Raw genomic sequence first — 19,418 nt, 5'->3', positions numbered from 1 at the left:
GCGCTCATCTGCCCTAGCGTCAATATTGACGCATGCCCCTTGAAAAAGGCTTATACCATCCCAAAGCGCACCCACTCGACATCCACTCTGTGCGCCATTTGGGAGGAAATAATATGAAAACCCGTCTAATGACGGTGGCGGCGCTGCTGGCGTCCACCGCATCTGCTCACGCCGTCGGCCTTGACCGCTCCGGTCAGAACATTGGCATTCTGTTCGAGGAAGGCAATCGTGCGCAGCTTTCGTTTGCCTACACCGATCCTACAGTTGAAGGAACAACGCAGTCCACGTTCCCTGTTCCTGGTATCGCGGGTTCGCCAATTGCCAACGTCGGAGACTCGTATCTGACTTGGTCGGGTGCGATCAAATACGATTTCAACGACCGGCTGTCCTTGGCGTTCATTATTGATGAACCATACGGAGCGGACACTTTCTACACCGAAAGCCCGGCAGCATCGGCTCTAGGCGGAACTGGCGCGACGGTAGATAGCATCGCTTACACCGCCTTGGCCCGATACAAGTTCAACGACAATTGGTCGGTCCACGGGGGACTACGGTACCAAGAGGTATCCGCAAACGTCAGCTTGGGTGGTTTCGCATTTGCCCCTGCTGGAGCAAATGGATTTAACGCTGCGTTCGCATCAGATGGCGCATTTGGCTACGTTGTTGGTGCAGCTTACGAAATCCCCGCAATCGCGTTGCGTGTCGCTCTGACGTACAATTCAAAAACAAGCCACGACCTGCCCACTGTTGAAACCATTCCCGGCGTACCTGTTCAGCTCAGCAGTGTTACAGAAGTGGATACTCCTGAAAGTCTGAACCTAGATTTCCAAACGGGTATCGCGCAGAATACGTTGCTTTTCGGTACGTTGCGCTATGCTCGTTATAGCGATACCGAAGTGATACCTGAAAACTTTGGGCGGTCTTTGACGGACCTCGAAGACGGGTATGACTTCTCGATTGGTATTGGTCGTCGCTTCAATGAAAAGTGGTCGGGATCCGTATCCGTTGGTTTCACAACTGAAGGGGATGACGACCTTGTGTCGCCCCTTGCTCCTAACAACGGTTCACAGTTCATCGCAGTCGGCGCGAAATACGATGTGAATGAAGACTTCGCGATCGCAGGCGGCGTGCGCTACACGTTCCTCGGAGACGCTATTGCTGCACCGGGCGGTTCGACCCCCGTAGCGGACTTTGAAAGCAATGACGCGATTTCTTTGGGCCTGCGCTTCGAATACAAATTCTAAACTTGTCCCCGCAGGGATACATCAGAAACCCCGCCTTTCTAGGCGGGGTTTTTCTTTGCGCAGGTTCCGGGTGGCGGAAGACAAGTCGGGCTGACAGGGTGCGTCCATGACAGCACAAAAAACCCTCTCGGGGCGCGCCTGGTCCGAACTTCTTCTTCTTGGTTTGATCTGGGGCGCGTCATTTCTGTCCATCCGCATCGCTCTGGACGAGATTGCCCCCCTGACCAGCATCGCACATCGCACATTCTGGGCCATGTGCGCCCTGTGGCTTGTGGTCTGGGCAATGCGCATGCCGGTGCCGCGCAATCCGCGCATCTGGGTCGCGTTTTTGGGCATGGGTGTTCTGAACAACGTTATCCCCTTCGGTCTCATGGCTTGGGGGCAGCTTTACATTGAAACCGGTCTTACCTCGATCCTGAACGCGGCCACGGCCATCTTTGGCGTGATTGCAGCAGCGCTCTTTTTTGCGGACGAGCGGATCAGTGCCCGCAAGGCAGTGGGTGTTGTCCTTGGGTTTTTCGGCGTGGCGACTGCGATCGGACTTGAGAACTTCAAATCCTTCGATCTGCGCAGCCTGGCCCAAGTGGCAATTGTGGCCGGCACAGTCAGTTACGCTCTGGCTGGCGTTTGGGGGCGGCACTTCCTGAGTGGTTTACGCCCGCAGGTCGCAGCGGCGGGCATGTTGACGGGGTCCAGCCTGGTGACAGTTCCGTTAGCCTGGGTTGTCGATGGGCCAATCAGCCTGAACCTGCACACCGACACTGTTCTGGCCATTGCCTACTATGCAATCATCGCGACGGCAGGCGCCTACCTTCTCTACTATCGCGTTCTGGCCATGGCCGGATCGGGCAATCTGATGCTGGTAACATTGGTCATTCCACCGGTCGCAATCATCCTGGGTTCAATTGTGCGGGACGAGGTACTGAACCCAAACGCCTTTGCTGGTTTCGCCCTGCTGGCGCTTGGGTTGGCCATCATCGATGGTCGCATCCTCACCCTTCTGCGACGCAGGAGCGTTGACCGCCCCACCCCTCGCGGCTAGGACAGCCCAAACCGGAAAACGGCGCGGGGACCTTGACGACAATGCTTTATCGCGATGCGGACAGCTGGCGGGCCGCTCCGTCGAAACGTGTGCTTGTTTTTGGCATGTCCGGTTTGGGCAAGACACACATGTCCACGACATTGCGCGACAGCGGGAATTGGTTCCACTACTCGATCGATTACCGGATCGGCACGCGCTACATGGGCGAACGCATTACCGACAATGCCAAGGCCGAAGCGATGAAGGTGCCGTTTCTGCGCGATCTTCTGATGTCCGACAGCATCTATATCGGCTCGAACATCACCTTCCATAACCTGAGCCCTGTTTCCACCTACCTGGGAAAACCAGGCGACCCGGCCAAAGGTGGCTTGCCAATCGCAGAGTATCGCCGTCGGCAAGAGCAGTTCCGCCTGTCAGAAATCGCCGCGCTTAACGACACCGGCTATTTCGCTGAACGGGCGCAGCAGCTTTATGGATACCCCAATTTTATCTGTGACACAGGCGGGTCGATCTGCGAATGGGTCGATCCCAACGATGACAATGACCCTTTGATGACCACGCTAAGCTCTGTCGCGCTTCCGATCTGGATCAAAGGGGACGAAGCACACACTGCCGCGCTGATCGCCCGCTTCGATAAAGCGCCGAAACCCATGGCGTATCAGCCTGACTTTCTGCTGGGCTGCTGGTCTGAATACCTTGCCGAAACGGGTGACGCCGAGGACAAGGTCGATCCCAATGCCTTTGTCCGCTGGACCTACGCCCGCGCGCTGGCACACCGCCAACCACGATACGAATCGATGTCACGCTGGAGTGTGACAGTGACCGCAGACGACGTGGCCACCCTGAACGGCGAGGCCGACTTTGTCGATCTGATCGCAGACGCACTGACCTCTAAACTGCACAGCGGCTAGGCGACGATCCGGAACAGCTTCGTCGCGCGATCCAGCCAGTTCGCAGCAATCTTGAGCGCATTGGCCGCTTTTTCCAGTTTACGAAGGTCCGCCTTGGCCGCCTTTACCGCGGCACGCAGACGAGCGCCCGCAGTGGATGGCTCGCCTGGGCGCGGTGTTGTCAGCTCAACATACTGCGCGCGCCGCAGCTTGGTCATGCCGCTCCGGATATCTCGGGCCGTCCGCCGCAGCGCCTTTTTCTGGCTCAGATCAGGTTCTTCATCCGCGCGCTCCTCCAACTCGGCCGAGGCTGCACGTCCTACAATCAACAACTCTTCATAAGTTGCCATTCCAATGACATTTTTTTTCATAAATCACCTATTCAAATAATCAGCCCTTGAGGGCCTGGACCTGTTTGACCAGCTTGCCAATCTCGGCCGCATCCGGTCGAGACTTTACCTGCTCCAACAACAGTTGGTGTTGGCGCCAAATGGCCAGCAATTTGACTGACTGCGCCTTGGCCTTCTGCTTTTCAAAGCGCTTGAACTCTTGTTCATACGCCCGCACAGCGGACAGATATCCGGATGTACCCTGTGCGTCCGTCATGCGCCCATAGGCAGCATCCAAACGGTCGAAAGCGTCCAGCATGTCATCATCACCCTTGATCTCGAAATGCGCGATCAACTCGTAGACGATTGTGCGGATTTCAGGATGCGCTGTTGAGACGAGGCGCTCCAGAATAGCGCGACGACGTGCCTCAACCGCCGTTCCGAGCAGGTTGCCCAATGCGCCAACTTGTTCAGCATTTAGGGGTGCGTTCTTGGGCGCCACATTCACCGTTGCAGCAAACTCGGTCAGGCTTTTGTTGAAGGCATTGAAGTTGGTGGTCACGTCACCGGCCACCGAAGACCCGGAAATCGCGGACAATGTCGCTGCATAGTCCTGCAAGGTTTGTAGCCCCTCTTGCGCAAACTTCGCGTCGCCCCTCTTTTTCGACAGGGTGACCTTTGGCGTCAGATCACAAGGCGCAACCGCCTGATCATCTGGGACTGTGCTGAGATCCAGAGACAGCGCCACATCCTGACAGCCCAGTGGCGCGGCATAGATGTCGCGCCCACTGCGGGCAGCTGCAGCAACGGACGCGCGCGTTTGCTCGGCAACAGCCCTATCAATCTCCGGTTCGGCAGACTTGGATGCAGCAGCGACTGTTTCTCCGAACGCCTTGACGCCGGGGCCAGCATCCGGCGCGTTGCAGGCAGATAGTGCAAATAAACAAAGGGCAATCAGGCAAAAACGTGCCATCGCAGACCTCCTGAAATCGAACTTTATAAAATATCGTCAACCATCGGTTGGACGTCACACCCCTGTCAAGGTTTGTTTACCAACGCCTACACATCTGGAAACCCGGGCCAGCAACCGCTATCTGATCGCGACCACTGTGAAAGATTGCGATCATGCCTATCAAATTGCCATCCACCCTGCCCGCCTATGACGTTCTGACGAACGAAGGCGTGATGGTAATGGACGAGGAGCTGGCAAGTCATCAGGATATCCGCCCGCTGAAGATCGGGCTGTTGAATCTGATGCCCAAGAAGATCCAGACAGAAACACAGTTTGCGCGCCTGATCGGGGCCACGCCTTTGCAGATCGAGCTGACGCTGATCCGTATGTCGGACCACGAGACAAAGAACACGGCCGCCGCGCATATGGAGAGCTTTTACCGCCCCTTTCAGGAGGTGAAGGCGCAGAAGTTTGACGGGTTGATCATCACCGGCGCCCCCATCGAGCACCTGGAATACGAGGACGTGGATTACTGGGCCGAGTTGGAAGAGGTCATGGATTGGACCCAGACCAATGTGCACTCCACATTTGGTGTGTGTTGGGGCGGGATGGCCATGCTGCATCATTTCCACAGGGTGCCCAAACACCTGCTGGGGTCAAAACTGTTCGGCACGTATCGGCATGCGAATCTGGCGCCTGCATCGCCATATCTGCGGGGCTTTTCCGATGACTGCGTGGTGCCTGTCTCTCGCTGGACCGAGGTACGTGCACCGGAGGTCGAAGCCGCTGGCCTGCCCGTCTTGCTGGGCTCGGATGTAGCCGGGCCGTGCCTGATCGAGGACCCAGCGCACCGCGCCCTCTACATCCTGAACCATTTTGAATACGACAGTGACACGCTAAAACAGGAATATGACCGCGATCTGGCCAATGTTCAGGTCGAAGGAGCCGAGATCGCCCTGCCTGTCGACTATTTCCCCGGCGATGACCCGACGCACATGCCCACCAATCGGTGGCGCAGCCATGCGCATCTTCTTTATGGCAATTGGCTGTCCGAGATTTATCTGACCACCCCGTATGACATGAACCGGATCGGCCAGGACCGCACCGATCTGCGGGGGTAAGGATATGAAAACGATGTTGGTTGTGTTGGTGGTACTGGCCATTGTTGGCATCGGAACCGTGCAAGTCCTTGCGCAGAAGCGCGAACGCAATGCGGCAGTTCACTACCCACCTCAGGGCACGTTGATCGACGTGGACGGCGTGGCTGTGCATGCGGAACAAATGGGCCAAGGTCCGGACCTGGTGCTGATCCACGGTGCATCGGGGAACACGCGGGATTTCACCTTTGCCTTTGCCGATCTGCTCAAGGACCGGTACCGGATCACAATCCTCGATCGCCCGGGGCTGGGGTGGAGCGACCGGGCCGGGCCGCAATATGAGCGGATCTGGACCAATGCGCACGAGGATCCGATCACGCAGGCGCGTCTGTTGCGTGCAGCGACACAGAAGCTAGGTGTCGAAAACCCGATTGTTCTGGGCCATTCCTTTGGGGGCATCGTTGCCCTTGCCTGGGGTGTCGAGTTTGATGATCTGGCTGGCATCGTGTCCGTTGCTGGTGTCGCAAACCCTTGGCCAGGCACTTTGGACTGGACCTATACGGTCGGCGGCACAGCTTGGGGCGGCGCGTTGTTGATCCCACTGTTGTCGGCCTTCGTGCCGCAAACCTATGTCGACACTATTGTTGCGGGTATCTTTGAACCCCAGAAGGCCCCGGCCGGGTACCTGGAACACGTCGGATCGGCGATGACCCTGCGCCGCAACACCATGCGCGCCAATACGCGACAGGTGAACTGGCTGCGCCCACATGTTGTGGACCTGTCCGCGCGCTACAACGCGATCACTGAGCCTGTAGAAATCGTGCATGGAGATGCGGACACAATTGTGCCGCTGGACGTGCATTCCATCAAACTGCCCGATCAGATTGCTGGCGCCAACCTTACAGTCCTGCAAGGTGTGGGACATATGCCGCACCACACGCACGCCAGCGATGTAATTGCAGCAATTGACCGCGTCGCTACCCGTGCAGGTTTGCGTTAAACGGCTGTCTCGCCCATATTACATGTTAAGAGCAGTAACTTGGGGTCTCGAACCATGAGCCTTCCCTTCGATGGCGCGATCACCGAATTCTTCGAGACCGGTGCGCCCGATGACATTCGGGACAAGCTTCGCACAGCGGACAAAGACGACATCCTGACACCCACTTATCCGCACGACGAAAGAATGAGCAGGAAGGCCTACGAGCGCGAGATGGATGCCCTGCAGATCGAACTGGTCAAGATGCAGAACTGGGTGTCGAACACCGGGGCACGCGTAACCTGTGTCTTTGAAGGCCGGGACGCGGCCGGTAAGGGCGGCACGATCAAGCGGTTCCGCGAAAACCTGAACCCGCGTGGTGCCCATGTTGTAGCGCTGTCCAAACCCACGGAAACCGAAGCCTCTGAATGGTATTTCCAACGCTACATCAGGCGGTTGCCCTCGGGTGGTGAAATCACATTCTTTGACCGTAGCTGGTACAACCGCGCAGTGGTCGAGAAGGTTTTTGATTTTTGCACCACCAAGCAGCGACAGCATTTCTTTGTTCAGGTCAATCCGTTTGAAGAGATGTTGGTCGATGAAGGCATTCACGTCTTCAAGTTCTGGCTGAACGTCTGCCGTGCCGAACAGTTGCGCCGTATTCTCGCGCGTGAGCGGGATCCGCTGAAGCAATGGAAACTCAGCTGGATTGACGTAGAAGGATTGAAACGATGGGATCTCTATACCGATGCCATCCGCGAGACCTTGGACCGATCCCACACCAGCCACGCGCCTTGGACCGTCGTGCGATCCGATGACAAAAAGCGCGCGCGGCTCAATGCGATCCGCACGGTTCTGCATGGGCTCGACTACACAAACAAAGACCCGCAAAACATTGGAAAGATAGAAAAAGGTATTTGCGGCGGACCGGATATCTGGGATGCCTAAACGCGGGTACCACCACGGTAACCTGCGTCAGGCCCTGATCGAAGCTGCCCTGCAGCTGATCGAAAACAAGGGTCCAACCGGGTTCACGCTGTCCGAAGCGGCCAAGCAAGCAGGTGTGACCCCCGCGGCGGTCTATCGTCACTATGAAGGGCGCGAAGACCTGATCGCGGAATGCGCACGCCAGGGCTATGGCATCTTTGCCGACTTGATGGAGCACGCGTACCAATCCGGGCAGCCGTCTGCGCTCGCCGCCTTCGAGGCCACTGGACGCGCCTATCTTGCCTTTGCCCGCCGTTTTCCCGGCCACTACATCGCGATGTTCGAAAGTGGCATTTCGACCAACCGCACGCCTGAGCTTGCTGACGTGGTGACACGTGCAAATGCTGTCTTGGAAAAAGCAGCGGCGGATTTGTCTCAGCACATTCCTGAAGACAAGCGCCCCCCAGCCTCAATGTTCTCGGCCCATATTTGGGCCCTGAGCCACGGGGTGGTTGAGCTGTTTGCACGCAACTCACCCGGCACAACATCGCCCTTCCCGCCCGAGGATTTGCTCGAGACAGGGATCGGGATCTATTTGCGTGGTTTGGGCCTGATCCGTCCTGACGACTGATGCGTCGCCCACGTGTTTGCGCGAGCGACGCATGCGCGCGGGCCTATTCAGCCGGCTCGCTTGTGTGCCGCGCCTCTTTCTCAGCCTCGTATTTGGCTTGTGCAGTCTCAACCGCTTTCATGTGAATATCTGCCAGCTCCGGACGTAGTTTTTGCGCGCGCACGGCCGCATTCATTGTCGCCAAATGCTGCCCTTGGAAATGCGGGAACACTTCACGCGCGATCAGTTCGTAGGATTTCTTGGTCGCTTCGAAGTTGGCCCAATTGTGCGCGAGCATCAGATACGCGCCAAAGCCGCCATTCGACTGTTTCCAGAGACGGTCAATCTGCGCTTTGCACATTTCCGGCGTGCCGATAGCACCAAATCCGCTGTCGTTGATAAAGTCGATCATCTCTTTGGCGTTCTGTCCGGGCATCGACATCTGCGGGAACGCCGCAATTTCCTGGAAATAGTTGAACCAGTGTTCAATCCCATACTCCACATCGCGCCGCGCCTGTTCTGCTGTTTCAGCAATGTGGCAGAGACCAACAAGGCGCCATTTCGAACGGTCAGGCGTGTGACGATGATGTTTGGCCTCTTCCTCAATCACGTCCCAATGCAGCGCCAGCGCATCAAACCCTGCAGCCGTTGTCGCCCCGATCGAGATCAACCCGGTACCGTATTTGCCAGCGAGTTTCGGCCCTGTCGGCGAGGCGACCGCGGCCGTCGCAAGGTCAAAATTGGAATAGGGTCGCAGATGCAGCCGTGCATCCTTGAGCACCCACCGATCATTCTCAAAATTGACCGGCTCGTCCGAACGCAGCAGTTGCGTGATCACGTCAAGCCCATCGGCAAGAAGGCCGCGCGTGTCTTTTTGGCTCAACCCGATCATCGCGGCATCGGTCGGCAGTGATCCCGGCCCAAGGCCCAACATGGCCCGGCCCCGCGTCAAGTGATCAAGCTGCACGATCTTTTCGGCCACCCAAAGCGGATTGTGATAGCTGACCGATACAACACCGGTGCCCAGCTTGATCCGCCGCGTGCGTGGCGCGGCTGTTGCGATCATAATCTCAGGGCTGGCTGAAATCTCCGACCCCGCCGAATGATGCTCTCCAAACCAGACCTCGTCATAGTCGCACCGATCAAGCCATTGAACCAGTTCAAGGTCCTGTTCGAGCGCCAGTGTCGGATTGATCCCCGGCTTATGAAACGGGGCGAGAAAGATGCCAAAGCGCATCCTGTCCATGGTGTTTCCTCCCTGATTAGTCACTTGGGTGACGTCAGGTCAGGATACGGTCGCGTTTCGGGATCGCAAAATCAATTTCGGGTTGTAGGCCGACTTTCGCGGATTGCATCGGTCGGCATCCCAAAGGCTGAACGGGCAAACTAGTGTTAGTCCGCCGTCCGCTGAACCTGCGAATGAGTTGGACGCTGCGGCGTCTGCTTTTCAAGAACGCAAATCGAATCGTGGATGTGGATCGACGTGAAATGCGCGGCCAAATGTGGGTGCTGCTGACCGTTCTGGTGATACCAATGATGCATGTCGTCAATCATGGTGCGTATCTGGTTGAAGAAATTGTCCTGAGCTCGAACACCGCCGCCCCAAGAGGGCCAGTAGGCGGTGTGCAAATCCTCTATCATGTAGATCCCACCATCCGTTACCTGCGGTAACAAGGCGTCGAGTGAAGCCTTGATATGCTCCATAACGTGGCTGCCATCGTCGAGCACCACGTCAACACCACCCATTTCGGCTACCACATCGTTCAGAAACCCGGTATCCGCCTGTGATCCGATCCGCACCTGACCGGCGATCCCGTCATAGGCCCGGCAATTTTCGTCAATATCGATGCCGAAAATCACGGCTTCCGCACCAAAATAACGGCGCCACATGGACAGTGACCCGCCCTTGGACACCCCGATTTCAAGAAACCTCAGCGGGCGATCGCGCCACGGTGCGAAATAGCGGTCATAGATCGGCAGATAGTGGTGCCACTTGTGGACCAACTCGTCGGCCCCCTCGGCATAAATTTCCAACAAGTCGCCCGAGAATTGGTACCGATCCTGAATGTCCGCACGCACATCCGCACCCAGAAATTTATGGCTTTCGAGGTTGGCAACGCCATCCACCTCGGCCTGGCCACTGGTGTCGCCCCGTTTCAGCACCTTCTTGAACATTCCAACCTGCCTTTCACTTGCTGCTCGGAGCTAGCACAGCGATGCGCGTACACGCAATTAAATCGCCTGCAGCGAAGGGCGCGATTGGACGTTGGCAACGCGATTGAATGCAGGGCCATGGCAGGTACAATGCAGCAACCCAAAACCGAAACACCACGGTCCGCCCAAAAAAGCAAAAGGGCCACCTATTTGAGCGGCCCTTTCAACAGAATATGAGTGATGCAGCTTAACGCTTGGAGAACTGGAAGCTCTTACGCGCTTTGGCCTTACCGTATTTCTTACGTTCAACCACACGGCTGTCGCGCGTCAGGAAGCCGGCGGCTTTCAGTGCGCCGCGCAGGCTAGGATCATACAACTGCAGGGCTTTCGAGATGCCGTGCTTGACTGCGCCGGCTTGCCCCGACAGGCCACCACCCTTGACGGTGGCTGTCACGTCAAACTGATCTTCGACACCGGCAACCTGGAAGGGTTGGCGCAGAATCATCTGCAGCACGGGGCGTGCGAAATATGTGTTCAGCTCTTTGCCGTTCACGGTGACCTTGCCGGAACCCGGCTTGATCCAGACACGGGCAACCGCGTCCTTCCGTTTGCCGGTAGCATAGGAACGACCGAACTCGTCACGGACGGGCTCGCGCGGGGTCATTTCGACTTCGACCGGGGCAGCGTCGCCAGCGACGGCTTGCAGGTCTTCGAGTGTGTTGATTTCGTCAGCCATCTTCACGCGCTCCGGGTGTTTTTCTTGTTCATGGACTTCACGTCCAGAACTTCGGGGCTTTGTGCCTCGTGCGGGTGCTCTGCCCCGGCATAGACACGCAGGTTGGTCATGATCTGGCGGCTCAGACGGTTGCCGGGCAGCATCCGCTTGACGGCCAGGGTCACAACGCGCTCGGGATGTGCGCCTTCAAGGATCTGCTCCTTGGTGCGCGACTTGATCCCGCCGGGGTGGCCGGTGTGCCAGTAGTGGTGCTCCTGGCGTTTGTTGCCGGTCAACTGGATCTTGTCCGCGTTGATGATGATCACGTTGTCGCCACAGTCCATGTGGGGTGTGAACGACGGCTTGTGCTTGCCACGCAGACGCATGGCGACGATCGAGGCAAGACGGCCCAGAACAACGCCCTCGGCGTCGATCAGGATCCATTTCTTGTCGATGTCCGCAGGTGTTGCGGTATAGGTTTTCATATGAGTGAATCCCTTGAAGGGTGGAATTTCAGATTGCGTGGTTATACAGCAGGGCAAACCTGCGTCAACGGCAGGAAACCAGTTTTAAGCAAGCAAAATCAGTCTCTTAAAAATAAGGTATTATTATACCCCATTTCGCAGCATGGATGCCCGCCGCTATGATACTCGAATTCGCACCACCTGCCCTCGCAGCCTTAGCGCTTCTGGTGTGCGCAACTATCGTAGGCGCACCTGCCATGCGCAAGCTGATCACGGTCTATGAAGCCAAACATGAGCTAAAGCATGGCTCTGCCGGATGGCTGCGGTCGATCCGCGGTTGGTCCATGGTTGCATTCTGGCTGATGACCACGTGGTTCGCCGCCACCATCATTGGCGACTGGGCCGTGAATGGAGACCTTGGGGCCGCGATTGATCGTGGCTGGCTGCGCCTGCGCATCCTACTTGAGATCGCAATGGCCATAATGGAGTCCGATTGATGGATGACATCAGCGCCGCGCAGTCCGAACTGCAATGCAGCAATTGCGCAGGGCAATGCATCTATGACCCGGCGCAACAGGCGTTGGTTTGCACAAGTTGCGCAACGCGCTACGGCTTGGAAACCGAACACGATGACCGTGCGGCACAAGAGTTCGATTTTGATCCGGATACGCCAGAGGATGACTCGCCCGTATTGGCTGAAACCCGCGTCCATCACTGCGAAACTTGCGGCGGGGACGTGGTGTTTGTTGGCCAAACCCTGTCCGAGCGTTGTGCCTATTGTGACGGGCCAGTGGTGCTGGCGACCAGCGACACCGGCTATCAAACCAAGGCGCTGATCCCGTTTCGCGTGCCCGAACACGATGCGCAGGTGGCGGCCCTGGATTGGGTTGCCAAGCGTTGGGCCGCGCCGTCTGATCTGAACGCGGTTGTCGCCAAGGCCCGCGTGGCTGGCCTTTATGTCCCGTTCTGGACCTTCGACAGCGAAGAGGCCGTGAACTATTGGGCCAAGTACAAGATACGCAGGAACAAGCGAACCGTTGTGCGAAAAACCTCGGGCGCCCTGCGCATCACATTTGACGATCTGCTGGTCCCCGCATCGCCTCACATCACACCCTTGATCCGCGACGGCATCCTGCATGACTTTGAACCGCGCCGACTACGCCCCTACCGCCCTGGCTACCTGGCCGGGTTTGGAGCCGAACGACACCACCAATCTGTGGCCGAAGGGCTGGCCGCAAATGCAGAGGACAAGGACCTTTTGATCCGCAACCGGATCAAGGGACACTTGGGCAAGTCTGGCGTGCATGACGTGCGCTATATCACTGACACAAGCGGTGTTCGGTACCGCCGCATCCTGCTGCCTGTTTGGATCCTGCACTATCAGTACAAGGGCGCAGCGATGAAAGTCGTTGTCTGCGGTATGCAAGGCCGCACCTATGGCGAGCGCCCGTTTTCATGGGCGAAACTTACGGGATACGCGGCGGTGTTGTCCGGCCTGACAATAGCTTTTGGCCTCGCTTGGGGCGCTGGCGGTCTGCTTTAAACCCCGATCTGATCGGGCGGATTGTCCAGCAGGTCTCGCAACCTTTCGATGGCAGCTTCGAAGGACTGCAGGCTGACCCCTGCATTGATAGCGATGCGCACGGCATGCGGTGTACGCGCATCTCGGCAAGCATAGTCTTCAGCGGCACGGATGCCGACGCCTTGCTTTGACGCTGCTTGCACAAATGCGCCAGCCCGCCATCCTTCGGGCAACCGCAGCCATAGGAATGGGACATCCTTGCGCCAAGCGATGTCATAGCCGCCCAGCACATTTACCGCACGTTGAACATACGTGCCGATGCCCTTGCGCGCGCTTGCCATGAGATCAGGCAGTTCGGGGTGAACCAGCAGGGCTGCGAACAGGTCGGTCATCGGTGTGGCCAGACCAAAGAACGAATATTCGGCTGTGCGCCGCAGGACATTGGCCCGCCCTTTTGGTGCAACAGCAATTCCAAGCCGCAAGGCAGGTGTAATGGATTTGGAGATCGAGGAAATGTACCAAGTACGCTCTGGTACAATCATCCTATAACTGGGGGCCTGTGCCTGCCCAAGCCTGTAACAATCATCTTCAAGGATTTGCAGGTCATGACGGCGCGCGACCTCGGCAAGCTCTTCGCGCCGGGCCCGTGGTGTAAAGCCACATGTGGGATTATGCACTTCGGGAGAGGTGCAAAATATCTGCGCATCATGCGCCTTGGCCGCCGCGTCCAATGCCTCCGGTATGACCCCTTGTGCATCCATTTCGACAGGGATCGTGTCAGTGCGCAGCAACTCGGCAGCACGCCGAAAGCCCGGATAGGCGAGATCCTCAACCAGGATTGCGGGGCGTCGCCCTTTCAGAAGCGCCTGAAGTATCAGGAGAATCGCATTCTGCCCGCCATTGGCCAAAACGATGTCATCTGGTCCAAAAGATCCAATCGGCGCCCCGGCCAACCAAGCCGCCGAGGCTGTGCGCGCCTGCGCGCCTCCGGCCCGCGTCGGATAGTGCATCACCCCTGAGGGCGGGTCGTGGGCAACTTTCGCCAGAAGCTTACGGATCAGTGTCGCCTGCCCAACGTTGGGCAAATGAGGAGAGAACAGGTTGACGTCCCAAGTCTGCGCCCCGGAATTATGCGTGACACTATCGACTTCGATAGGTGCGTCTGAGAAAAGCGGCCCCTTTTCATCGGGTTGCGCGACGAAAGTGCCACGCCCCACCTCTGCCTTCAGGGTCCCATCATCCGTCAACAGCGTATACGCACGCGCCACAGTGCCAGGTGTAATACCAAGGCTCCAAGCCAGATCGCGCACGGGAGGCAATTTGTCCCCCGGTGTCAGATCATGGTCCGAGATACGCTGACGGATGACATGCATCACCGCCTTGTATTTCGGCCCTTGTCCATCCAGCAGATCAGGCGACCAAATTGTATCCATTACAATGTTTCCGTAGCGTTATCTGATTTCGCATTGTATCACATATTCATGGCAATATCGCCACATTGTGTCAATACAATTTAGGAGTTTCCCATGACACATTACATGCAAACGCCCGCCTCGCACCTGGCTTACCTGACTGCGCAGAACCGCATTCCGGCAACCTCGGTTGTCGCGCTGCGCATTGCGGTGATGCTGTCGAAATGGGCCGAACGTCGTCGCAGTCGCCTGGCCTTGCGCCAGTTGGATCCGCACTTGCTGCGCGACGTGGGACTGACACCCGCCGAGGCTGAATACGAAGCCTGGCGCGTGTTCTGGCGGGCGTGACATCCCCGTGGCACCTGCCAGACCTCTTCCTTACGGCCGGGCTTGACCCGGCCGTTTTTTATTTCTGCAGATCAACGCCTTGGGGTGGAATGGCGTAGGTCAGACTGGCCCGCGCCACAGGCTTGTCATCACCCTCCGAGAACAACAAGGCATCCGTCACCGACAATTGCTTGCCCAGCTTCAACAAACGACCATGCGCGATCAGATCAACCCCTGCCTTCGGTTTACGCATGAAGTCGATGGAACAGTTTGTCGTCACAGCCAGCGCTCGCGGCCCAATATGGGCCAAAGTCACCATGTAGGCCGTCACGTCCGCCAACCCGAACATCGCAGGCCCTGAAACCGTACCCCCTGGGCGCAAATGCCGATCCTGTACCAGTAGACGCAGAACGACCCCCTCTTCTGTCACCTCCTCGACATGGAACTCACCCGCAACTTCCAAGAACACCTTTTGTAGAAATGCGTTCATCTCGGGCGCGGTCATTACAACAGCCATGCTTTTCCTTCCCTTGTCCCTGCCCTAGGGTGAGCCGCAAATATGTTGGAGGGCAAGATGACAATTCTGGAACGTGAGGTCACAGGGGCAGTTGCTCATCTGCGCATGAACGCACCTGATCGCCTGAATGCGCTCTCGGATGAAATGATCGCGGAATTGCATGGTGCTTTGGATGATGTTGCGAATGACAGTTCTGTGCGCGCCGTGGTGCTGTCGGGTGCGGGCAAGGCTTTTTGCGCGGGCCATGACCTGAAACAGATGACGGCAGGACGACAATCAGCCGATGGCGGAACAGAGTATTTCAAAGATTTGTTCGACCGTTGCGCCGCAATGATGGCGCGCATTCAGTCCCTGCCCCAACCCGTCATTGCACAAGTGCACGGCATCGCGACGGCCGCGGGGTGCCAACTGGTAGCAACCTGCGACCTTGCTGTCGCGGCACATGGGACACGGTTTGGGGTCAATGGTGTAAACATCGGCCTGTTCTGCTCAACGCCGATGGTGGCGCTGAGCCGCAATATCCCACGCAAACAGGCCTTTGAAATGTTGACCACGGGCGAGTTTATCGAGGCAGCACGTGCGGTTGAGCTGGGCCTTGTTAACCATGCCGTGCCGATGGAAGAGTTGGATGCAACGGCCCGCGACCTTGCCAACCGGATCGCTGACAAGCTGGGCAGCGCGGTCAAGATCGGCAAGCAGGCATTCTATGAACAGCTTCAGATGCCCATCGCCCAAGCCTACACTTATACAGGAGAGGTTATGGTCGCGAATATGATGAATCCGGATACGGTCGAGGGTATTGACGCGTTTATCGAAAAACGCCCACCAAACTGGTCACAATAACCCGGCAAAAGCGGATAAAATCCCGTAAGAGTTTTGGTTGTTTCCAAATCGTGGACCGACTATTTCCGATATACCACTAGCAATTTGGGCACAAATGAGGCACAAATTGGACACGGTTAACAAACCAATGACATTTTTGGGTCGCCGAGTGCGGAAGGTCCCTCCAGGTCAGCCTCTCTCTGACCGACCATCCCCGCAGCGGCGACCCCAAAAATCTCCCTTCAAAATCGAACAATTTCTGGGCCCGCCAACGGGTGCGTTACCTATGTAACCGGCCCGCAATCACCAGGAGGCGCAACAATCACCGGGTCCTCGGGGCTGCATGGCTCTCCGCTGATCGGATAACGGTCCGGTTCCTCGCACGCCTGCAAGGCGAAGAGTGCTGAAACCACGAAAGCGAGTCTGAGTAGTGTCATAGTCCTGTCCTGTACAATTGTGCACCCTGCATAGAGGCCGCCGAGCAAGGCCACATTGATCCTTATCAATTGCCAAAGCGGACTGGGCATGGATTGCGCGACCGACGCGCATGCCCTACATCCGCGCCATGACACAGATCCTTCATATCGTGGGCGGCGGCATGGCCGGGTCCGAGGCTGCTTGGCAGGCGGCAAACATGGGCGTTCAAGTCGTGATCCACGAAATGCGTCCCAAAGTTGGCACCTTCGCGCACCAAACCGGCCTTTTGGGCGAGATGGTCTGCTCTAACTCATTCCGCTCGGACGACAGCGAGCAGAATGCCGTTGGGTTACTGCACTGGGAAATGCGCGCAGCGAACGGGCTGATCATGCAAACCGCTGACAAGCATCGCTTGCCTGCAGGTGGCGCACTGGCTGTTGACCGCGACCCCTTTGCGCAATCGGTGACCGACACGCTGATGGCGCATCCCAAAATCTCTGTCGAATACGGAGAGATCGCCGCCCTGCCCGATGATGGTCACTGGATCATCGCCACTGGCCCGTTGACTTCCACAGCTTTGGGGCAAGCGATTTCGAATGAAACGGGCGCCGCAGCGCTGGCATTTTTCGACGCAATCGCGCCGATCGTCTATTTCGACTCCATCGATATGGACCAAGCGTGGATGCAATCGCGCTATGATAAGGGCGAGACCGAGGAAGAGCGTACCGCCTACCTCAACTGCCCCATGGACAAGCAGCAGTACGAAGACTTCATCGACGCACTGCTGGCTGCCGACAAGACGGAGTTCCACGAAGGCGAGACAGCGGGATACTTCGACGGCTGCCTGCCCATCGAAGTGATGGCAGAACGCGGTCGCGAAACGCTGCGCCATGGGCCGATGAAGCCCGTGGGCCTCACGAACCCGCACCAGCCAGATGTCAAGGCGCACGCAGTCGTGCAGCTGCGGCGCGACAACAAACTGGGCACGCTTTACAATATCGTCGGCTTCCAGACAAAGATGAGGTATGGCGCGCAGGCCGATGTTTTCAAATGCATTCCTGGACTTGAGAATGCTCGTTTTGCGCGTCTTGGGGGCATTCACCGCAACACGTTCCTAAACTCCCCCACACTGTTGACCGCAGATATGCGCCTGAGGTCGCGCCCCAATATCCGCTTTGCGGGACAAATCACCGGTGTCGAAGGATATGTTGAATCCTCGGCAATGGGCCTGCTGGCAGGACGCGCGGCAGCTACCGAGATCCTTGGCGGTTCGTTGGACATGCCCCCGGCCACAACGGCCATGGGTGCCCTGATCACCCACATCACCGGTGGGGCCGACGCCAAGACATTCCAGCCGATGAACGTCAACTTCGGTCTTTTTCCTCCGGTCGAGGGATTGCGAGGCGGCCGGCGTGGGCGCAAGGACCGCTACAAGGCCTACACCGATCGGGCCAAGGCGGATTGGCAGGCTTGGCTCGCCCCGCAGGCCGCAGCCGCCTAAATACTGGACTGATACGGCATCAGGCCTTTACTCTGTTGGCATGACTGGATTTTTGGACAAGGCCTATCAGGCACGCGACGCGACTTCGACCCGCGCGCTTTATGACGATTGGGCCGCCAGCTACGAAGCGGAAGTGGCCGAAAACGGATATGCCACACCAGGCCGTTGCGCCGAAGCATTGCGGAAGTATGTGGCCGACCTCTCCGCCCCGATCCTCGACTTCGGCTGTGGGACAGGTCTGTCAGGCCTGGCGTTGAAGTTGGCTGGGTTCGAGGCCATCGACGGCGTCGACCTGTCTGCCGAGATGCTCGAAGGCGCACGCGCCAAGGGCGTGTATCGGCACCTCGATCAGATCGAAGCAGGCGGAGCGTTGCCAAGAAACAGCTACACGACTATGGCCGCGATCGGCGTCATTGGCGCAGGGGCCGCGCCCATCGACGTACTTCATACGCTGATGCGGGCGCTACCCAAAGGCGGTAAACTGGTGTTCTCTTTCAACGATCACGCGCTTGAAGATCCGGCAAACGAGCGCGGCGTGGCCGCGTGGACCGATTGCGGCGCTGGCCGCCTGCTTTTCAAAGAGGACGGCGATCACCTGCCCGGCATTGACTTGAAGTCCAATGTTTACGTGCTTGAAAAAGCGTGACTTTCGTTACCCGCTTTGCACCTTCACCGACGGGCCCACTGCATCTGGGTCACGCGTATTCTGCTATGCTGGCGCACGACATGGCACGGGCTGAAAGTGGCGATTTCCTGCTGCGGATTGAGGATATTGATAAATCACGCGCGCGGACCCACTGGGAAAACCAGATCTATGACGACCTGCGATGGTTGGGCGTGACGTGGGATGGGCCGGTGATACGCCAGTCAGAGAACACGGCAGCCTATTCCCATGCACTTGATGTCCTCTGGAACAAGGGATTGCTTTATCAATGCGACTGTAAACGGCGGGATATTCTTGATGCGGCACAGGCACCACAAGAAGGCACCCCGACGCACGGTCCCGATGGTCTCATCTATCCCGGCACCTGCCGTCACACGCATCCGCGCATCGGTCCGCGCCCCGAAACAGTGGCCTTGCGGCTCGATCTATCGGCCGCGATTGCCCAGATCGAAACTCCGCTCACCTATTCAGAAACGGGTAAGAATGCGGGGCAAATCCAAGTCACCAATCCGATGCAGACGATCGGGGATATTGTTTTGGCGCGCCGGGACATGGGTACGTCTTACCATTTGTCCGTTGTGGTTGATGATGCGGCCCAAGGAGTGACCCACATCATACGCGGCGCTGATTTGGCAGAAGCAACTGGCATTCATGTCGTCCTGCAACACTTGCTAGACCTGCCTACCCCAATCTACCAACATCACCGCCTGATCCGGGACGATGCAGGCAAACGGCTGGCAAAGCGCGACGATGCGCGCGCGATCTCGAAATACAGGGCCGAAGGTGCCACACCGAACGACATCAGGCAGATGGTCGGTCTGCCGCCTGCACCGTAA

General features: G+C 57.7%; 22 protein-coding genes. 14 read left to right on the top strand and 8 right to left on the bottom strand.

Annotation, left to right across the window (positions count from 1 at the left end; genetic code table 11):
- Window positions 1–32 precede the first annotated feature (32 nt).
- The 3 genes from Q1A51_RS09245 to Q1A51_RS09235 all read left to right on the top strand — a co-directional run bounded on the left by Q1A51_RS09245 (window position 33) and on the right by Q1A51_RS09235 (window position 3,197).
- Window positions 33–1,244, top strand: coding sequence for an outer membrane protein transport protein (locus Q1A51_RS09245; protein WP_299597008.1), 1,212 nt, complete (start codon window positions 33–35; stop codon window positions 1,242–1,244).
- A gap of 106 nt (window positions 1,245–1,350) precedes the next feature.
- Complete coding sequence (locus tag Q1A51_RS09240) at window positions 1,351–2,286, top strand: DMT family transporter (RefSeq protein ID WP_299597010.1); 936 nt, start codon at window positions 1,351–1,353, stop codon at window positions 2,284–2,286.
- A 41-nt stretch (window positions 2,287–2,327) separates the two neighbouring features.
- Window positions 2,328–3,197: an ATPase gene (locus Q1A51_RS09235; protein WP_299599635.1), complete on the top strand. Its 870-nt coding sequence runs from the start codon at window positions 2,328–2,330 to the stop codon at window positions 3,195–3,197.
- On the opposite strand, the gene Q1A51_RS09230 is transcribed toward Q1A51_RS09235, so the two are convergent.
- Entirely contained in the window at window positions 3,194–3,526 is a 333-nt protein-coding gene (locus tag Q1A51_RS09230) for a hypothetical protein (protein ID WP_299597012.1), read from the bottom strand. The two genes, Q1A51_RS09235 and Q1A51_RS09230, sit on opposite strands and share 4 nt — an antisense overlap.
- A 40-nt stretch (window positions 3,527–3,566) precedes the next feature.
- Window positions 3,567–4,478 (bottom strand): hypothetical protein, encoded by a 912-nt coding sequence (locus Q1A51_RS09225; protein WP_299597014.1) that lies wholly within the window; start codon window positions 4,476–4,478, stop codon window positions 3,567–3,569.
- A 152-nt stretch (window positions 4,479–4,630) separates the two neighbouring features.
- On the opposite strand from Q1A51_RS09225, the gene metA reads away from it, so the two are divergent.
- The 4 genes from metA to Q1A51_RS09205 are packed head-to-tail and all read left to right on the top strand — an operon-like array spanning window position 4,631 to window position 8,088.
- Window positions 4,631–5,578, top strand: coding sequence for a homoserine O-succinyltransferase (metA, locus tag Q1A51_RS09220; protein WP_299597016.1), 948 nt, complete (start codon window positions 4,631–4,633; stop codon window positions 5,576–5,578).
- Window positions 5,579–5,582: 4 nt separating this feature from the next.
- Window positions 5,583–6,554 (top strand): alpha/beta hydrolase, encoded by a 972-nt coding sequence (locus Q1A51_RS09215; protein WP_299597018.1) that lies wholly within the window; start codon window positions 5,583–5,585, stop codon window positions 6,552–6,554.
- Window positions 6,555–6,608: 54 nt separating this feature from the next.
- Window positions 6,609–7,478 (top strand): polyphosphate kinase 2, encoded by an 870-nt coding sequence (ppk2, locus tag Q1A51_RS09210; protein WP_299597020.1) that lies wholly within the window; start codon window positions 6,609–6,611, stop codon window positions 7,476–7,478.
- Complete coding sequence (locus Q1A51_RS09205; RefSeq protein ID WP_299199394.1) at window positions 7,471–8,088, top strand: TetR/AcrR family transcriptional regulator; 618 nt, start codon at window positions 7,471–7,473, stop codon at window positions 8,086–8,088. The genes ppk2 and Q1A51_RS09205 overlap by 8 nt, the downstream gene beginning before the upstream one ends.
- A 43-nt stretch (window positions 8,089–8,131) precedes the next feature.
- On the opposite strand, the gene Q1A51_RS09200 is transcribed toward Q1A51_RS09205, so the two are convergent.
- The 4 genes from Q1A51_RS09200 to rplM form a co-directional block, all read right to left on the bottom strand.
- Window positions 8,132–9,313, bottom strand: a complete 1,182-nt coding sequence (locus tag Q1A51_RS09200) for an LLM class flavin-dependent oxidoreductase (protein WP_299597022.1) — start codon at window positions 9,311–9,313, stop codon at window positions 8,132–8,134.
- A gap of 146 nt (window positions 9,314–9,459) precedes the next feature.
- Window positions 9,460–10,242, bottom strand: coding sequence for a class I SAM-dependent methyltransferase (locus tag Q1A51_RS09195; protein ID WP_299597025.1), 783 nt, complete (start codon window positions 10,240–10,242; stop codon window positions 9,460–9,462).
- A 226-nt stretch (window positions 10,243–10,468) separates the two neighbouring features.
- A complete protein-coding gene (gene rpsI, locus Q1A51_RS09190) occupies window positions 10,469–10,957 on the bottom strand; it encodes a 30S ribosomal protein S9 (protein WP_189370546.1) in 489 nt (162 codons plus the stop codon).
- Window positions 10,958–10,959: 2 nt separating this feature from the next.
- On the bottom strand, window positions 10,960–11,421 hold the full coding sequence (gene rplM / locus Q1A51_RS09185) for a 50S ribosomal protein L13 (RefSeq protein ID WP_189370545.1): 462 nt from the start codon (window positions 11,419–11,421) through the stop codon (window positions 10,960–10,962).
- A gap of 158 nt (window positions 11,422–11,579) precedes the next feature.
- On the opposite strand from rplM, the gene Q1A51_RS09180 reads away from it, so the two are divergent.
- Window positions 11,580–11,897, top strand: coding sequence for a hypothetical protein (locus tag Q1A51_RS09180; protein ID WP_299597029.1), 318 nt, complete (start codon window positions 11,580–11,582; stop codon window positions 11,895–11,897).
- A complete protein-coding gene (locus Q1A51_RS09175) occupies window positions 11,897–12,943 on the top strand; it encodes a hypothetical protein (RefSeq protein WP_299597032.1) in 1,047 nt (348 codons plus the stop codon). The genes Q1A51_RS09180 and Q1A51_RS09175 overlap by 1 nt, the downstream gene beginning before the upstream one ends.
- Here the strand turns inward: Q1A51_RS09175 and Q1A51_RS09170 are convergent.
- On the bottom strand, window positions 12,940–14,355 hold the full coding sequence (locus Q1A51_RS09170; protein WP_299597035.1) for a PLP-dependent aminotransferase family protein: 1,416 nt from the start codon (window positions 14,353–14,355) through the stop codon (window positions 12,940–12,942). The genes Q1A51_RS09175 and Q1A51_RS09170 overlap by 4 nt on opposite strands.
- A gap of 93 nt (window positions 14,356–14,448) precedes the next feature.
- Here Q1A51_RS09170 and Q1A51_RS09165 point away from each other — a divergent pair, with 93 nt between their 5' ends.
- Entirely contained in the window at window positions 14,449–14,682 is a 234-nt protein-coding gene (locus tag Q1A51_RS09165) for a DUF1127 domain-containing protein (protein ID WP_299199515.1), read from the top strand.
- Between the two features lie 58 nt (window positions 14,683–14,740).
- Here Q1A51_RS09165 and Q1A51_RS09160 read toward each other — a convergent pair whose 3' ends face one another.
- Entirely contained in the window at window positions 14,741–15,178 is a 438-nt protein-coding gene (locus tag Q1A51_RS09160) for a PaaI family thioesterase (protein WP_299199529.1), read from the bottom strand.
- Window positions 15,179–15,235: 57 nt separating this feature from the next.
- Here Q1A51_RS09160 and Q1A51_RS09155 point away from each other — a divergent pair, with 57 nt between their 5' ends.
- The 4 genes from Q1A51_RS09155 to gluQRS all read left to right on the top strand — a co-directional run bounded on the left by Q1A51_RS09155 (window position 15,236) and on the right by gluQRS (window position 19,418).
- Complete coding sequence (locus Q1A51_RS09155) at window positions 15,236–16,021, top strand: enoyl-CoA hydratase (RefSeq protein ID WP_299597040.1); 786 nt, start codon at window positions 15,236–15,238, stop codon at window positions 16,019–16,021.
- Between the two features lie 544 nt (window positions 16,022–16,565).
- Window positions 16,566–17,918 (top strand): methylenetetrahydrofolate--tRNA-(uracil(54)-C(5))-methyltransferase (FADH(2)-oxidizing) TrmFO, encoded by a 1,353-nt coding sequence (gene trmFO, locus Q1A51_RS09150; RefSeq protein ID WP_299597044.1) that lies wholly within the window; start codon window positions 16,566–16,568, stop codon window positions 17,916–17,918.
- A gap of 40 nt (window positions 17,919–17,958) precedes the next feature.
- Window positions 17,959–18,564, top strand: a complete 606-nt coding sequence (locus Q1A51_RS09145; protein ID WP_299597047.1) for a methyltransferase domain-containing protein — start codon at window positions 17,959–17,961, stop codon at window positions 18,562–18,564.
- Window positions 18,561–19,418 (top strand): tRNA glutamyl-Q(34) synthetase GluQRS, encoded by an 858-nt coding sequence (gluQRS, locus tag Q1A51_RS09140; protein WP_299597050.1) that lies wholly within the window; start codon window positions 18,561–18,563, stop codon window positions 19,416–19,418. The genes Q1A51_RS09145 and gluQRS overlap by 4 nt, the downstream gene beginning before the upstream one ends.

The organism is uncultured Tateyamaria sp., assembly GCF_947496075.1.
Lineage (GTDB): Bacteria > Pseudomonadota > Alphaproteobacteria > Rhodobacterales > Rhodobacteraceae > Tateyamaria.
This window is presented reverse-complemented; position numbering and strand designations above follow the sequence as displayed.

Excerpts from the sequence above, each read along its gene's own strand:
- Q1A51_RS09205 (WP_299199394.1), top strand. The coding sequence starts at position 7,471 with ATGCCTAAACGCGGGTACCACCACGGTAACCTGCGTCAGGCCCTGATC.
- Q1A51_RS09240 (WP_299597010.1), top strand. The coding sequence starts at position 1,351 with ATGACAGCACAAAAAACCCTCTCGGGGCGCGCCTGGTCCGAACTTCTT.
- Q1A51_RS09245 (WP_299597008.1), top strand. The coding sequence starts at position 33 with ATGCCCCTTGAAAAAGGCTTATACCATCCCAAAGCGCACCCACTCGAC.
- Q1A51_RS09230 (WP_299597012.1), bottom strand. The coding sequence starts at position 3,526 with ATGGCAACTTATGAAGAGTTGTTGATTGTAGGACGTGCAGCCTCGGCC.
- trmFO (WP_299597044.1), top strand. The coding sequence starts at position 16,566 with ATGACACAGATCCTTCATATCGTGGGCGGCGGCATGGCCGGGTCCGAG.
- Q1A51_RS09165 (WP_299199515.1), top strand. The coding sequence starts at position 14,449 with ATGACACATTACATGCAAACGCCCGCCTCGCACCTGGCTTACCTGACT.
- Q1A51_RS09160 (WP_299199529.1), bottom strand. The coding sequence starts at position 15,178 with ATGGCTGTTGTAATGACCGCGCCCGAGATGAACGCATTTCTACAAAAG.
- rplM (WP_189370545.1), bottom strand. The coding sequence starts at position 11,421 with ATGAAAACCTATACCGCAACACCTGCGGACATCGACAAGAAATGGATC.
- Q1A51_RS09175 (WP_299597032.1), top strand. The coding sequence starts at position 11,897 with ATGGATGACATCAGCGCCGCGCAGTCCGAACTGCAATGCAGCAATTGC.
- Q1A51_RS09170 (WP_299597035.1), bottom strand. The coding sequence starts at position 14,355 with ATGGATACAATTTGGTCGCCTGATCTGCTGGATGGACAAGGGCCGAAA.
- ppk2 (WP_299597020.1), top strand. The coding sequence starts at position 6,609 with ATGAGCCTTCCCTTCGATGGCGCGATCACCGAATTCTTCGAGACCGGT.
- Q1A51_RS09225 (WP_299597014.1), bottom strand. The coding sequence starts at position 4,478 with ATGGCACGTTTTTGCCTGATTGCCCTTTGTTTATTTGCACTATCTGCC.
- Q1A51_RS09155 (WP_299597040.1), top strand. The coding sequence starts at position 15,236 with ATGACAATTCTGGAACGTGAGGTCACAGGGGCAGTTGCTCATCTGCGC.
- Q1A51_RS09215 (WP_299597018.1), top strand. The coding sequence starts at position 5,583 with ATGAAAACGATGTTGGTTGTGTTGGTGGTACTGGCCATTGTTGGCATC.
- rpsI (WP_189370546.1), bottom strand. The coding sequence starts at position 10,957 with ATGGCTGACGAAATCAACACACTCGAAGACCTGCAAGCCGTCGCTGGC.
- Q1A51_RS09200 (WP_299597022.1), bottom strand. The coding sequence starts at position 9,313 with ATGGACAGGATGCGCTTTGGCATCTTTCTCGCCCCGTTTCATAAGCCG.
- Q1A51_RS09145 (WP_299597047.1), top strand. The coding sequence starts at position 17,959 with ATGACTGGATTTTTGGACAAGGCCTATCAGGCACGCGACGCGACTTCG.
- metA (WP_299597016.1), top strand. The coding sequence starts at position 4,631 with ATGCCTATCAAATTGCCATCCACCCTGCCCGCCTATGACGTTCTGACG.
- Q1A51_RS09235 (WP_299599635.1), top strand. The coding sequence starts at position 2,328 with ATGCTTTATCGCGATGCGGACAGCTGGCGGGCCGCTCCGTCGAAACGT.
- Q1A51_RS09195 (WP_299597025.1), bottom strand. The coding sequence starts at position 10,242 with ATGTTCAAGAAGGTGCTGAAACGGGGCGACACCAGTGGCCAGGCCGAG.
- Q1A51_RS09180 (WP_299597029.1), top strand. The coding sequence starts at position 11,580 with ATGATACTCGAATTCGCACCACCTGCCCTCGCAGCCTTAGCGCTTCTG.